The organism is Streptomyces sp. NPDC046876 (assembly GCF_040645035.1).
In the GTDB taxonomy this organism is placed as follows: domain Bacteria; phylum Actinomycetota; class Actinomycetes; order Streptomycetales; family Streptomycetaceae; genus Streptomyces.
This window is the reverse complement of sequence record NZ_JBEYXK010000011.1, coordinates 55,836-70,076: the sequence shown is the minus strand read 5'-3', so window position 1 is coordinate 70,076 and position 14,241 is coordinate 55,836. Positions and strand designations below refer to the sequence as shown.

Below are 14,241 nucleotides of genomic sequence, written 5' to 3'. Positions count from 1 at the left end.
CCATCCATGAAGGAAGCCCTGTGGCAGAAGCCCGCAACCGCCCAGGCGGCGGCCGTGCGCAGCGGCGAGGTGTCCGCCGTCGAACTGGTCGAGAGCCATCTGGAACGCATCGCCGAGGTCAACCCGAAGGTGAACGCCGTCACCCAGCTCATGGCGGAGCAGGCGCGCGAGGACGCGGCGCTGACGGACCGCCGGCGCGCCGCCGGCGAGGAGCTCGGCCCTCTCGCGGGCGTGCCCTTCACCGTGAAGGAGACCACCCCGGTCGCAGGCGTGCCGACCACCTTCGGCGTGCCGCGCTTCCGCGACCTGGTCGCGCAGGCCGACGCACCGCCCGTGGCCCGGCTGCGCGCCGCCGGGGCCATCCCGATCGGCCACGCCAACATGCCCACCCTGGTCCTGGCCGGGATGCACACCCGCAGCGAGCTCTTCGGCGACACCGTCAACCCGTGGGACCCCGGCCGGACCCCGGGCGGCACCAGCGGCGGTGACGCGGTGGCCGTCGCCACGGGCATGGCCGCCCTCGGCCTCGGCAACGACTCCGGCGGCTCCATCCGCGTCCCCGCCCAGTTCTGCGGGACGGCCGGACTGAAGCCGACCGCCGGCCGCTTCCCCGCCGACCACCGTGTCCTCGGCCCCGACGACCCCGGCCCCGCCTCCCAGATGCTCGTCACCGACGGCCCGTTCGCCCGGACCGTGGCGGACCTCCGCCTGGCCTACGAGGCCCTGGCCGGTTCCGACCCCCGCGACCCGAGGGCCGTACCCGTACCCGCCTACGGCCCTCCGCTCCCCGGCCCGGTGAAGGTCGCCGTCGTGGCGGACCCCGGCGGCCGCGGGGTCCACCCCACGGTCCGCGCCGCCGTCGCCGCCGCGGCCGACGCGCTCCACGACGCCGGGTACGAGGTGTGCGAAGTGCCGGACGTTCCGCGGCTGGACGAAACCCTCGCGGCGTACGACCGCATCACCCTGACCGAGTTCGCCCCGACCTGGCCCATGGTCCGCACGCTCCTGGGCGAGGGAGGGGGCCGCTACATCCAGCTGGCGATGGAACGGACGCCGCCCGCCACCGCGGACGAACTCGTGAAGCTGATGGGCACCTGGCTGAACATCCGGCGCTCCTGGGCCGGCTTCCTCGACACGTACCCCCTGGTGCTCGGCCCCTCGTTCACCGAGCCGCCCGTCGAGCCGGGGCTTGAGTCACGCGACCGGGCGGGCCGGGACCGGGTCGCCTCCGGCATGCGGCTGTGCACGGCGACCAGCTTCGTCGGCGTACCCGCCGTGGCCGTCCCGACCGGGCTGCGCGACGGGCTCCCCAGCGGGGTGCAGATCATCGGGCGTGCCTTCCGCGAGGACCTGTGCCTGGCCGCCGCCCAGGCGGTCGAGGACCGCCTCGGCGTCCTCACGCCGGTCGACCCCCGCACCGCCGGCTAGGGCCTGTCCGAGGAAGGCGGCCGGGAAGACGGGCCGTGCCCGGGTACCGCGCACCCGGGCACGCCGCCGGGCCGCGACCTAGCCTGATCGGATGACCAGCAACGATCTGGGCGACTTCCTGCGCGCCCACCGCGCCCGCCTGAGCCCCGACGACGTCGGGCTCCCCTCCCACGGCACCCGCCGCGTGGCCGGGCTGCGGCGGGAGGAGGTCGCCGTCCTGGCCGGCATGAACACCGACTACTACGCCCGCCTCGAACAAGGCCGTGAACGCGGTCCCTCCGCGCAGATCCTCGCGGCGATCGGCGGCGCGCTACGGATGGACGACGATGCCCGGGAGCACATGTTCCGGCTGGCGGGCGCCGCGCCGGAGCGTCAGCGGCCGCCGCGGCCGCAGCCGCAGGAGGCGGTCAGCCGTGCACTGCGGCAACTGCTCGACGGATACCCGAACGCCGCGGCGTTCGTCCTGAACCCGGCCACCGACGTACTGGCGGCGAATGCTCTGGCCGAGGCACTGTTCTCACCGTTCGGGAACGCGGACAATCTCGCCCGCATGATCTTCCTCGACCCGGCCGCCCGGGGGTTCTTCACCGAGTGGGGCCGGGCAGCCGAGGCCGTCGTGGCCGAACTGCGCCACGCTTCGGGCCTCGACCCGTCCCATCGGCGCCTGCGCGACCTCGTCGGCTTCCTGGCCGGGGCGAGCGAGGAGTTCGCCGCACTGTGGTCCGCGTACACCGTCCGCGGAAAGACGCGTGACGACAAGCGCCTCCTGCACCCGGACGTCGGGCCCCTCGACCTCACGTTCCAGACCTTCGACGTCCGCGGAGCGTCGGGCCAGCAGCTGGTGGTCTACCAGGCCGAACCGGGAAGCCCCGCCTCTCGCGCCCTGTCCCTGCTCGGCAGTCTCCACGCCGCCCGGCTCCAGGGGCCCTCCGCGGAGCCGTGGCATCACGCGTCGCCCTGAGAAGCGGCGGCTCAGCCTTCGCGGAACGCGGCAGGAGCGCCGAGCACGTACTCCCGGGAGGCGTGGACCTCGTCGCGCAGGGCGGACAGGTCGACATCGAGGACCTGGCCGTTCCACTTACGGGGCTCGCCGTTGATGAGGACGGCACTGATGTTGCGCGCATCGGAGCCCAGGACGACGGTGCCGACCGCGTCGTTCAGCGGCATGTTGTTGAGGTCGTCGGCCCGGATGACCAGGAGGTCGGCCTTCTTGCCCGGGGTGAGCGAGCCGGTGACGTCCGCCAGGCCGTTGGTGCGGGCACCTTGGAGGGTGGCGAAGTCCAGGACGTCGTACGTGGTGATGCGCGCCGGCTGCCGGTCGGTGCCGTAGACGCCGTTGACCGCGCGCATCCGCTGGATCGCGTGCAGGGTCCGCATCTGCGTGAACATGTCGCTGACCAGCGCCACCTCGACGTCGATGCTCAGGCCGGGGCGGACCCCGACCGCCAGGGCCTCGTCGATCGCGGGGACCGCGGTCTCCAGACCGATCTGGGCGTCCGAGGTCGGGGCCAGGGAGACGGTCGTGCCGCTCTCTCCGATCGCCTTCCACGCCTCCGGGCTCAGGCCCGTGGCGTGGACGAGGGTGAGGTCGGGGCCCAGGAGGCCGTCCTTCTCCCAGTCCAGGACGGCCCGGGAGGACGAAGCACCGAAGACGGCGTCGACACTCACGCCAAGGCCCAGGTCCTGTGCGGTGCGGGCGAGTTCGGGGCCGTAGGCGAGGGCGGGACCGGCGATCCCGTCGGTCGCCAGGGCGGCCAGGCGCAGGGTCAGCAGCCCGTCGTGGCCGGCGAAGTACTCCTCCTTGAGGCGGGCCAGGTCGCCGGGCCACCGTCCGTCCCAAGGCCCGAAGTGCGGGCCCATGGAGGCGTGCACGCCGCGAATGCCGGTGTCGATGAGGGCCTGGACGGCGGCGTCGGAGTGTTCGGGGGTGCGGGAGTTGTGGGAGAAGTCGAGCATGCACGTGATGCCGCTGTCGATCGCTGTCAGGGCGGCCAGCTGCGTTCCGACGTACATGTCCTGCGGTCGGTAGACCGGGGCGTAGCCGGCGAGGGTGGACCTCACGTAGGCACCGAGGTCGTCGACGTCCGGCATGATCCGGCGCAACTGGGTCTGCCAGGCGTGCCGGTGGGTGTCGACGAAGCCCGGCGTGAGGACGGCACCGGCGGCGTCGACGACCACCGCGCCGTCCCGGCCCGGCTCGCGGCCGATCGCGGCGATCGTGTCGCCCTCGATCAGCAGATCGGCTCCCTTCAGGACGCCGTGGTCGGGGTCCATGGTGACGATGGTCGCGCCGGTGAACAGGATGCGCCGCTCGGGGTCGGCGGAGCGGCGCCGGAGCTGTTCGAGCAGGTCGGCGCCGGTGTGGTCGGAGAGGGGCAACGGGAGGTCCAGTTCGTCATGCCAGGGCGGTGGGGCCCGTGCGGGGGTGGGTGGGCAATGCCCGGGTGCTGCCCGGGGTGCTGTCCGGGTGTGGCACCCGGGTGGTGCCCTCCAGCGTCCGCCCGGTCGGCAGCGGCAACCAGGCCGCCGTACACCCGGGCAGAACGCACCCCGGCTCACCGCGGGATGCGCGGGCGCGCCGGTGCCGCGTTGCGCCGGGTACGGACCGGGCCGGCGGTCTACCCTTCGAGCCATCGTCCCGGAGGGAGCGGCACATGACCGATACGGCGACTCTCGACCTCGGACCACAGGCCGGGATCGTGGCCCGCCTGGTGGCCGGCGTACCCGACGCCCGGCTCGCCGACCGGACGCCCTGCCCCGCATACGCGGTCAGCGGCCTGCTGGGCCACCTCGCCCACCTCGCCGTCGCCTTCCGCGACGCAGCACGCAAGGACCTGGGCCCCACGACGGACACGGCCCCCGGCGCGGCCGCGCCCTCCCTGCCGGCGTCCTGGCGCGAGGAGCTGCCCCGGGTCCTCGGCGAACTGGCAGAAGCCTGGCGGGATCCGGCCGCCTGGAGCGGCATGACCCGTGCGGGCGGCGTGGACCTGCCCGGTGACGTCGCGGGCATGGTGGCCGTGGACGAACTGGTCATCCACGGCTGGGACCTCGCCCGGGCCACCGGCCAGGCCTACGCACCCGATCCGGCCGCGCTGCACGCCTCGCACGCGTTCTTGCTGGCGGCCGCCGAGGACGACAGCCGCGGCGGGGGCATCTTCGGACCCGTCGTGCCCGTACCGGACGACGCCCCGCTGCTGGACCGGGCCGTCGCACTGAGCGGGCGCGAGCCGGGCTGGACGCCGCCGACGTCGCCGTAGCCCGGAGGGTGATCCCGCCGGCACCCGAGGCCACGAACCGAGGGGGCAGTTCTTCGACGGGTGCACGTCAACGCTAGCGTGATCGCCATGTACGAGATTAACGGCGTGACAGCCACGCCAGGAGGAGCGAGCGCCCTCCAGTTCCACGACCACGGCTTCGTCGTCACATCGGACGGGCAGGGTGACAGCGTCGCCGACAAGCTCTTCGGCGAAGAAGCCGGATGCGTCACCGCACTGGTGCTGCTCGCATCGATCGGCCTCTTCAGCCTGCTCCGGAAGATCGGGGCGCCGGACGCCGCCATCACGGCCTGCCTGTGGGTGTTCATCGTCGCGGCGTGCTACGGGGCGCTCCTCGCGCTGTTGCACTGGACCGCGGGAGTGGTCTCGAGCGTCGTGTTCTTCCTGTTCGTCGTGGTGACACTCCCTGCACTGCTGATTCCGGGCTACCGGCGGGCCGTCAAGCGCCGGTGGGGCGGCGGCGGCCCGGAGACGGAGCCCGGCTGGGTACCCGGCTCCGCCCTCGCCGGTGTCTGGCACCAAGCGGACCCCCGCGGCGCCGTCGTGGTCACGGTGCAGCTCACCGACGGGTCCGTCACCGCCTACGTTCCGCCGGCCGACAAGGCCCGCGACCTGTACGAACGCTTCGACACGCTGCTGCGCCGCTCCCGCCCGGCCCCGACGCCCTATCAGCAGCCCGCGCACGGCACACCGATGCACCAGCCCTGGCAGGGCCACGCGCAGGGCCACGCGCAGGGCCACGCGCAGGGCTATGCGCCCCAGCAGCCCGGCCACCACCAGCGCCACCCCTACGGCTGACGGTCCCACGCGGCCATCAGTCAACAGTTTTCCTTAACACGCATCCAGTAAGCCGCCACTTCTGCTGATACCGATCGGCGTACAGGGTGGGGTGCATGAAAAGGATCTGTGTCATCGGCGGTAGCCGGTACTTCGGAAAGCTCCTGGTCGAGCGCCTGCTGGGCGCCGGTCACCAGGTCACTGTGATCAATCGCGGCTCCACCTCTCCGCCCGCCGGTGCCGAGCACCTCGTCGTCGACCGCGACGACGAGGCCGCTCTCGTCGCCGCGCTCGGTGCCCGTACCTTCGACGTGGTGGTCGACCAGGTCTGCTACACGCCCGTGCAGGCTGCGATCGCCGCCCGCGCCTTCGCCGGCCGCACCCGCCGCTACGTCATGACCTCCACGATCGAGGTCTACGACCCGGCGACGGCCGCGCTGCCGGCCGTGCCGGCGGGCACCCCGGTGCCGGAGCAGAACGTGGACCCGGCCGGCTGGCCGGTGGCCATGGACCTGCCGTGGCAGGACGAGGCGTACCTGGAGGCGCACTACGCCGAGGGCAAGCGCCAGGCCGAGGCCGTCTTCACCCGCGCCGGCGGATTCGCGTTCGCCGCCGTGCGCAGCGCGCACGTGCTCGGCGGCGGCGCGCAGGAGTTCACGGGCCGGCTGGCGCACTACACCGAGCGCATCCGCCGGGGCGAAGAGATCGCTGTGCACGCGAAGGCGCTGCCCACGGTGTTCATCCATCACGAGGAGCTGGCGGACCTGCTGCTGTGGGCAGCCGCCGGCACCGACTTCAGCGGTCCGCTCAACGCCTGCTCCGACGGCCCGCTCGACGTACGCGCCCTTGCCGCGACCGTCGCCGCAGAGGTCGGCCGGGAGCCCCTCTACCGAATGGTCGCCGCGGGCGGGACGGCATCGCCGTTCTCCTTCGACCGCCACTACGCCATGGGCAACGCCCGCGCGAAGGAATTGGGATTCACCTTCTCCCGCACCCTCGACTGGCTGCCCGGCGCCGCCGCCGAAGCCCTCACCGCATCCGCAGCCACCACCGCGTAAGGAAGGCAGGGGACGCGAAGAACGTAAAGAACTCAAGGAAAGAGAACCGCCGTGCAGTACCGCACCATCGCAGGCACCGCCGTCAGCGCCATCGGCCTGGGAGCCATGCCGCTGTCGATCGAGCACCGCCCGGACGAGAGCCGGGCCGTGGCCACCGTCCACGCCGCCCTCGATGCCGGCGTCACGCTCATCGACACTGCCGACAGCTACCACTGGCACGCCGGGGAGGCGGGCCACAACGAGCTGCTGGTCGCCCGGGCCCTGGCCCGCTACGGCGGCGACACCTCCGGGATCCTGGTCGCCACCAAGGGCGGTCGCGGCCGCCCCGGCGACGGCAGCTGGACCGTCAACGGCGCCCCGGAACATCTCAAGCGCGCTGCCGAAGCCTCCGCAAAGCGGCTGGGCGTCGACGCGATCGGCCTGTACCAACTCCACAAGCCGGACCCGTCCGTCCCCTGGGAGGAGTCCGTGGGCGCTCTGCGCGAACTGCTCGACGCGGGCACGATCCGGGCCGCCGGCATCTCCAACGTCACCACCGCCCAGATCCGCCGGGCGCACGCGATCCTCGGCGACGGACTCGTCTCCGTACAGAACCAGTACTCGCCCGCCGTCCGCGACAGCGAGCCGCAACTGCAGCTGAGTGCGGAACTGGGCCTGGCGTTCCTCCCCTGGAGCCCCCTCGGCGGCATCTCCCGCAGCTCCCTCGACGGGCCTTCCGGCCCGACCTCCAGGGGCACCGCGTTCCACCGTGTTGCGGCCGAACGGGGCGTCAGCCCGCAGCAGATCGCGCTGGCTTGGCTGCTCACCCGCTCGCCGGCCGTGATCCCGGTGCCGGGAGCCAGCCGCCCGGCCTCCATCACGGACTCGGCCCGCGCCGCACAACTCGACCTGACCGAGGCAGAGCTGGGGCTGCTCTGCCAGGAACCGCCGAGCTGACTCCTGTTCACCGTGGGGCGGGAGGAGTTCAGATCGTGATCACCTTGCATTCGTGTGTAATGTGAAATATCACATGACGTAGGCGCGCCCGGGTCTCCGGGCGTGCGCTCCCACGACCAAGGAGAGTCCCGATGAACCGCTTATCCCTTCTCGCGCTCGGAGTTGCAGGCCTGACCGCTCTGGCGGCCGCCCCGGCTGCCGCCACCACGACCGCCGCCACCAGCGCCGCGGCCACCACCCAGACCGTCACCACCTGCGGGAACTCGGGTCTCCAGGCGGGCCTGGCCACCAGGCTGTGCGCGGACGTCACGGGTAACGTGGTGGAGTTCTACGGCCGGGTCAGCCTCGCCGGGCCGCCCTCTCCCGGCAGCCCGACGCCCCAGCCGAAGGAGCTGTCCACGACGCTGTCCGCCGGGGTCGTCGGGGGCGCTTCGCCCGCCACTCAGGACAGGCCGGTCATCTTCACCTCGACGACCCTCGAGGTACGCGGCCTGGTGAGCACCGTCCCCTGTGGCTCGACGGTCCGCGGCACGTTCGGCGTGGCCTCATTCCCCTGGACGCCCCGGCCTGTTGCGCACGAGGTCACCGTCACCTGCTGAGAACGCCCGCCGCCTGCACGGCAGTGAGTGGGGGGGGCGATGCCCCCCACGTCAGGCCCGCGCTCGCCCCCCGGCGCGGGCCCCTGCGAAATCCGTTTGACCTGGCGACGCGCTGGGGCTGCACTGTGGCGGGGACACCGCGGGGCGTGGTGTCGGCATCCAGGGGAGGCAGCGGCAGCAATGGACATTCGTCCCACGACCGAGCAGGACCACGAGGTCTTCGTCGACACCGTCCATGCGGCGTTCGGGCGCTTCCCGGAGACCCCGGCCGAGGACGGCGGCGGGGTCTTCTGGTCGGCGTACGAAATGGACCGCAACCTGCTCGCCAGGACGGCGGACGGGCGGCCCGTCGGCACCGCCGGTGCGTACTCCTTCGAGCTCACCCTGCCCGGTGGGGTCCTCCTCCCGACCTCCGGGGTCACCGCCGTCGGCGTCCTGCCCTCGCACCGGCGCAAGGGCGTGCTCACCGCGATGATGCGGCACCAGCTCACCGCGCTGCGGGACCGCGGGGAGTGCCTCTCCGTGCTGCTCGCCTCCGAGGCCCTGATCTACCGCCGGTTCGGCTACGGACCGGCGACCTACACGGCGCGGCTGACGGTGCCGCGTCACCAGGCGGCCCTGGGACTTCCCCGGGCGCGCGGCGCGGCCGACACGCCGGCGAAGGGATCGGGCACCGGCTCGATCGAGGTGCTGCGGCGCGCCGAGTGCGGCGAAATCCTGGAAGCGGTCTACGACCGGTACCGCCGCGCACAGCCCGGGGCGCTGTCCCGGCCGCACCGCTGGTGGTCCTTGGGTGCAGGTCAGCCGCCGATCTCGCGGGCGCCACGGTACATCGCCGTCCACCGCGACGCCGACGGCGTCCCGGACGGGTACACGAGCTACTCAATCGGCGAATCCGAGACCCTGACCGTCGACGAGACCATCGCCACCGGCGACGCCGTCTACACGGCCCTGGCCCGGTTCCTGCTCGGACACGACCTGGTCACCCGGATCGTGTTCAAGCACGTCCCCACCGGGCATCCGCTGCGCTGGCAGTTCGAGGACTTCCGCGCCGGCGAGGTGAGCGGCGACACCGACTGGCTCTGGGTGCGGCTGCTGGACGTGCCGCGTGCGCTGACCTCGCGCGGCTGGTTTACCGACGGCGAGCTCGTCCTCGACGTCGACGACCCGTTCCTGGGCGAGCACGGCCGCTACCTGCTGACCGTCCGGGACGGCAAGGCCGTCTGTGTTCCGACCGGCCGGGAGCCCGACCTCTGCCTGGACGTCAGCGACCTGGGCTCGATCTACCTCGGCGGCACCGCCCCGAGCACGCTCGTGCGCGCCGGACACGTCCGGGCCCACCGCCCGGGCGCAGCCGTCCTCGCCGACGCCCTCTTCCGCGCCGAGCGCACCCCGCACTGCCTGCACTGGTTCTGACCCGCGCTCCACCGTGCCCGCCGCCCGGTCAGGTGGCGGGCCCGGGCCGGTTCCCGTCCGGGTGGAGGCGTTCGGTGAGGAAGGCGAGGATCTCGTCGCGGGCCCGGACGGTGGGGTGGCCGGCCTCGTCGACGAGATGGGCGGTGACGACGCTGTGCGGGGTTTCCACCAGGTCGGCGAAGAAGGGCGGCGGTGCCGGGTTGGCCGCGCTGTCCGACAGGACGCGCCCGTCGAAGGCGTCACCGAGCAGTGCGCGGTAGGCGGCGAAGCGCTGCCCCGTGCACCAGCGGTCGCCCTCGAAGCGGTAGGCCAGGACGGTGAGTCCGTCGCGGTCCAGCCGGTCGCGTACCGCGCGCGCGTCCGCCGCGTCGAGTTCGAGTCCGCCGGGGTCGTCGAGCGGCAGCGAGGGGTGGTTGACCACGGGGGCGATCACCGCGGGTTCCAGGGCCATGGTGAGGGCGAAGTTGCCGGTGAAGCACAGGCCGATCGCGCCCACCCCCGGCCCGCCGCACGCGTGGTGGGCCTGGCGGGCCAGGCCGCGCAGCCAGAGGGTCACCGGGCTGGTGCCGCCCCCGGCGAAGGCGCGGAACTCCGCGCTGACACAGGCGCGGCGGACCACCTCCCGGCCGCCCTCGACGGTGGGGAAGGCACCGTCGGTCCCGAACAGGGAGGGCACGTGGACGGTGAAGCCCGCGTCCCGCACCCAGCGCGCGAGCCGCAGGACATCGGGACTGATGCCCGGCATCTCGGGCAGCACCACGACCGCGGGCCCGGCCCCGGCCACGTACACCGTCTTCTCCACCCCCTCCACGGCCACGCTCCGGCGGGTGAAGTCGGTGATCGGATCGTCGTTGCTCATGGGGCCAGCCTGGTCCCGGGACAGGCCGCCGGATGAGGGGCCGGATCGCCAAGGGCGGGGGTAATCTCGCCACGCGCAAGCCGGATGGACCAGGCCGAGCGGTACGCGGTCGGCGATCCGCGGCCGCCGGCGACACCGGAGGAGTACGGGAGCGATGGCGCAGGCGGCGGCAGAGGCGGCACGGCAGCCGGAGGACGGTGCGGGTGCGGGTCGGGGCGCCGGACCGGGTGCGCTGCGGGTCGGGGTCCTGGCGTACCCGGACTGCTTCGCGTCCGAAGTGTTCGGCGTCCCGGACCTGTTGACGATGGCCGGGCACGTGGCCGGACCGGACGCGCCCGGCTACCGGGTGTCGGTGCTCTCGCCCCGCCGCCGGGTCACCGCCTCGGGCGGCGCGGTCCTGGACGTGCGTCCCCTGCGCGAGGTCGACGTCCTGGTGGTCCCCGGCTTCGAACTGCGCCCGGACGCCGGCCTCGACGCTCGGCTCGCCCGGCTGGCCCCCGAGATCGCGGCGATCCGCGCGCAGGCCGCCGCCGGTACCGCCGTCGTCTCCCTGTGCGTCGGCGCGTTCCTGCTCGCCGAGGCCGGGCTCCTCGACCGGCGCCGGGCCACCACCTCCTGGCTGCACGCCGCCGAACTGGCCAGGCGCTGCCGGGAGGCCGACGTGCGCCCCGAGCACCTGGTCGTCACCGACACGGGGGTGACGACCACGGCCGCCTTCTCCGCCATGTACGACTTCGCACTGGACCTGATCCGCAGGCACAACGGCGCCCGGGTGGCCCGCACCACCGCCCGGGTGGCGCTCGTCGACGACGCGCGGACCTCCCAGGCCCCGTACGTCGACCCGCGGCTCCTGCCGCAGCCCGGCCGGGAGTTCTCCCAGCGGGTCATGCGGCGGCTCGACCAGCACCTCGCCGAGCCGTACGACCTCGCCGCGCTCGCGGCCGCCTTCCAGGTCAGCACCCGCACCCTGTTGCGCCGCTTCGCCGAGGAGACCGGACGCAGCCCACTGGCCCATTTGCAGGCCTCGCGCATCCGCCGCGCCCGCCACCTCCTGGAGACCACCGACCGCACCGTCGCCGCCGTCGCCGCGGCCGTCGGCTACCGGGACCCCGGCACCTTCGCCGCCCTCTTCGCCCGCCACACCGGCCACCGCCCGAGCGCCTACCGGGCCGCCTTCCGCCGCCGCGAACCCGCGGGCAGGTGAGGCGGAAACCGCGCGCCGCCTGCCCGGGGGGGCGTACGCCTGCTCAGTCCAGGTGGTCGGCGACCAGCTCGGCGAAGGCCTCCGGGGTGAGGACCTCGACGCCGAGCTCGGCCGCCTTGACCGCCTTCGAGCTGGGCTTGCCGCTCGCGGACGGGGCGGCGACCAGGATCGAGGTCTTCGAGTTGACGCTGCTGCCCGCGCGCCCGCCCGCCTTCGCGATCAGCGCGTTCATCTCGGTCCGTCCGTAGCCCTCCAGGGGGCCGGCCATCTTGCCCGTGACCACGACGACCCTGCCGTCCAGCGGCCCCGGACCCTGCGCGGCCGCAGGCTCCGCCGGCTCGGCCAGGTTGACTCCGGCTGCGATCAGCTTGTCGATGACCGGGGCCAGGGCCGCGACCTGCTCGACGATGACCGGGGCCTTCTCCGGGCCGATCCCCTCCACGTCCTGCATGGCGGCCGCGTCGGCCTCCCGGATCGCCTCCATCGTGCCGAAGTGCCGGGCGATGCGCCGCGACATGCTGCGCCCGGTGCCGAGCACGCCCAGGGCGCAGAAGACACGGCTGAGGGGACGGGATTTGGCGGCCGTGATCTGCTCGGCCAGCTTGGCGCCCCGCCTGGCGCTGCCGGACGCGGCCGTGAGCTGCTCGACGGTGAGCGTGAACAGGTCGGCGACGTCGGTGACGTCGCCGGACTCGACCAGCGCCGCCACATAGGTCTTGCCGAGGCCGTCGATGTCGAGCATCTCGCGCCCGGCGGCGTACTCGATCAGCGCCGGGAGGGCGCACGAGGTGCCCTTCGCGCAGCGCCACCGCTCCTGGGCCTTGTCGATCTCGCTGCCGCAGCGCGGGCACACCCCGGGCAGCGGCACCGGCTCCGCCCCGGCGGGGCGCAGCGCGACCACGGCCGCCCGGACGCGCGGGATGATGTCGCCGGCCTTGTACACCGTCACGGTGTCGCCGAGGTGGAGGTCGCGGCGGCGGATGTCGGCGGGGTTGTGCAGGGTGGCCCGCGTGACGGTGGAGCCGTCGATCTCCACGGCCCTGAGGACCGCCGTCGGGGCGAGCACACCCGTACGGCCGACCTCCCACACGACGTCCTCCAGCACCGTCTGCCGCTCGACCGCGGGCAGCTTGACCGCGATCGCCCAGTACGGGAAGCGGGTGCCGAAGCCGGCCGCCGTCTGCTCGGCCGTGTCGTTCAGCTTGACCACCACTCCGTCGATCCCGACGGGCAGTTGCTCGCGCATGGCGGCGATCGCGTCGACCCGCTGCTGCGCCTCGGCCAGGTCGGCGACGACACGGAGCCCGGCCGCGGAGGCCGCCGTCGTCTGCACGCCGGCGGCGGCCACCGCGGCGAGGGCCTCGGCGTGCGTGGCACCGCCGGGCAGGAACGTTTCGCCGTCCAGCTCCACCGCACCGTACGCCCAGAACGTCATCTGCAGCCGGTACGGCCGGTCCTTCGCCCGCAGCGTGCCCGCCGTGCCGTTGCGCGGGTTGGCGAAGAGCGGTGCGCCGTGCGCGGCCCGCACGGCGTTCGCCGCCTCGAACTGCGCCTGGGTGAAGGCGACCTCGCCCCGGACCTCGATCGTGGCCGGCGCGGCGAGCTGCTCGGGCAGACCGTCGATCTGGCCTATGACGTGGCTGATGTCCTCGCCGTGGCTGCCGTCGCCGCGGGTGATGACCTGCACGAGGCGCCCGCCGCGGTAGCGGGCGGCAACGGCCGCCCCGTCGATCTTCGGCTCGACCGTGAACCCGCCTTCGGGGGCACGCCCCAGACGCCGCTGGACCGACGCCCCCCAGGCCACCAGCCCGTCGGCGTCGAAGACGTTGTCCAGGCTCAGCAGCCGGGTGGTGTGCGCGACGTCCCCGACGGGGGCAGCGCCGTCGGCTACCAGACCGGTCGGGGAGTCCTCGCCGGTCTCTGCGGGGTTCTCCTCCTCCCAGGCGAGGACGGCCAGTCTGAGCCGGTCGTACGAGGCGTCGTCGAGATCGCTGTCGCCGTCGCCGTAGTACGCCTGCGAGGCCTCGCGCAGGCGCCGCAGCGCGGCCTCGTACGCGGCACGGTCGGACAGGCTGAACAGCGCCTCTTCGGCGGTGAGAATCGTCATGAGGAGATCCTCTCGCGAGGCACTGACAACGGCCGCCGACACCGGAGCCGGCCTGCCCCGCCGAGGTGTACGCGCTTGCCCTCGACACGCCTCACGGCGCCGGGTCGGGCACCTGCCACCCCGCCATCTGCTCCCGGAACTTCGGGCACCTGACGATGTCTTCCTCGCTGCATTTGAGGGCATGGGTCAGGAGCTGGTGGGCGTGGCCGAGATCGACCATGCGCTGCTCGATCTCGGTGATCTTGGCGCGGATCACCGCCGCTCTGCGCGACTGCTCCCGCTGGAACTCGCCGATCTCGACCAGGGTCAGCCCGGCCTGCTGACACTTGCGCAGCACCGTGATCCGCTCGGCGGCCTCCGGCGGATAGCGCCGCTGCCCGCTCTCCCGCTCGGGCACGGGCAGCAGGCCGTGGCGCTCCCAGTACCGGATGGCCGAAGCAGGCACTCCCGTGATCTCGGCGAGCCGGCCGATCGTGATGCGCACGTTCCCCTCCTCCTGCTCCCCGAGCTCCCCGTCGGTCCCGGCATTTGACTTGAACCTTAGTTCAAGTTGAAGAGTGGTCGGCACGTGGACAGCGGCGA

13 protein-coding genes are annotated in these 14,241 nt (G+C 73.4%); 9 read left to right on the top strand and 4 right to left on the bottom strand.

All coding sequences use genetic code 11. The annotated features are described in order from the left end of the window. The first annotated feature begins 6 nt into the window (after window positions 1-6). Together ABZ924_RS09545 and ABZ924_RS09540 are read left to right on the top strand one after the other, a co-directional pair. On the top strand, window positions 7-1,428 hold the full coding sequence (locus ABZ924_RS09545) for an amidase (RefSeq protein ID WP_361906445.1): 1,422 nt from the start codon (window positions 7-9) through the stop codon (window positions 1,426-1,428). 91 nt (window positions 1,429-1,519) lie between these two features. Further along, window positions 1,520-2,389, top strand: coding sequence for a helix-turn-helix transcriptional regulator (locus ABZ924_RS09540; protein WP_361906308.1), 870 nt, complete (start codon window positions 1,520-1,522; stop codon window positions 2,387-2,389). An 11-nt stretch (window positions 2,390-2,400) separates the two neighbouring features. Here ABZ924_RS09540 and ABZ924_RS09535 read toward each other — a convergent pair whose 3' ends face one another. After that, a complete protein-coding gene (locus tag ABZ924_RS09535) occupies window positions 2,401-3,807 on the bottom strand; it encodes an amidohydrolase family protein (protein ID WP_361906306.1) in 1,407 nt (468 codons plus the stop codon). 275 nt (window positions 3,808-4,082) lie between these two features. Here ABZ924_RS09535 and ABZ924_RS09530 point away from each other — a divergent pair, with 275 nt between their 5' ends. The 6 genes from ABZ924_RS09530 to ABZ924_RS09505 all read left to right on the top strand — a co-directional run bounded on the left by ABZ924_RS09530 (window position 4,083) and on the right by ABZ924_RS09505 (window position 9,489). Next, entirely contained in the window at window positions 4,083-4,685 is a 603-nt protein-coding gene (locus ABZ924_RS09530) for a TIGR03086 family metal-binding protein (protein ID WP_361906304.1), read from the top strand. 87 nt (window positions 4,686-4,772) lie between these two features. Continuing rightward, entirely contained in the window at window positions 4,773-5,501 is a 729-nt protein-coding gene (locus ABZ924_RS09525) for a hypothetical protein (protein WP_361906302.1), read from the top strand. 95 nt (window positions 5,502-5,596) lie between these two features. Further along, window positions 5,597-6,538, top strand: a complete 942-nt coding sequence (locus ABZ924_RS09520; RefSeq protein ID WP_361906300.1) for an NAD-dependent epimerase/dehydratase family protein — start codon at window positions 5,597-5,599, stop codon at window positions 6,536-6,538. Between the two features lie 51 nt (window positions 6,539-6,589). Then, complete coding sequence (locus ABZ924_RS09515; protein WP_361906298.1) at window positions 6,590-7,474, top strand: aldo/keto reductase; 885 nt, start codon at window positions 6,590-6,592, stop codon at window positions 7,472-7,474. 131 nt (window positions 7,475-7,605) lie between these two features. Then, window positions 7,606-8,073, top strand: a complete 468-nt coding sequence (locus ABZ924_RS09510) for a hypothetical protein (RefSeq protein WP_361906296.1) — start codon at window positions 7,606-7,608, stop codon at window positions 8,071-8,073. 180 nt (window positions 8,074-8,253) lie between these two features. Continuing rightward, a complete protein-coding gene (locus ABZ924_RS09505) occupies window positions 8,254-9,489 on the top strand; it encodes a GNAT family N-acetyltransferase (RefSeq protein WP_361906294.1) in 1,236 nt (411 codons plus the stop codon). A gap of 28 nt (window positions 9,490-9,517) precedes the next feature. Here ABZ924_RS09505 and ABZ924_RS09500 read toward each other — a convergent pair whose 3' ends face one another. Continuing rightward, window positions 9,518-10,348 carry a dienelactone hydrolase family protein gene (locus ABZ924_RS09500; RefSeq protein WP_361906292.1) on the bottom strand — a complete coding sequence of 277 codons (831 nt, stop codon included), beginning with the start codon at window positions 10,346-10,348 and terminating at the stop codon, window positions 9,518-9,520. 154 nt (window positions 10,349-10,502) lie between these two features. Between ABZ924_RS09500 and ABZ924_RS09495 the strand changes: the two genes are divergently transcribed. Continuing rightward, on the top strand, window positions 10,503-11,552 hold the full coding sequence (locus ABZ924_RS09495) for a helix-turn-helix domain-containing protein (RefSeq protein ID WP_361906290.1): 1,050 nt from the start codon (window positions 10,503-10,505) through the stop codon (window positions 11,550-11,552). 43 nt (window positions 11,553-11,595) lie between these two features. Here ABZ924_RS09495 and ligA read toward each other — a convergent pair whose 3' ends face one another. Further along, window positions 11,596-13,659 (bottom strand): NAD-dependent DNA ligase LigA, encoded by a 2,064-nt coding sequence (ligA, locus tag ABZ924_RS09490; RefSeq protein ID WP_361906288.1) that lies wholly within the window; start codon window positions 13,657-13,659, stop codon window positions 11,596-11,598. A 91-nt stretch (window positions 13,660-13,750) separates the two neighbouring features. Beyond that, window positions 13,751-14,143 (bottom strand): MerR family transcriptional regulator, encoded by a 393-nt coding sequence (locus ABZ924_RS09485; RefSeq protein WP_361906287.1) that lies wholly within the window; start codon window positions 14,141-14,143, stop codon window positions 13,751-13,753. Window positions 14,144-14,241 lie beyond the last annotated feature (98 nt).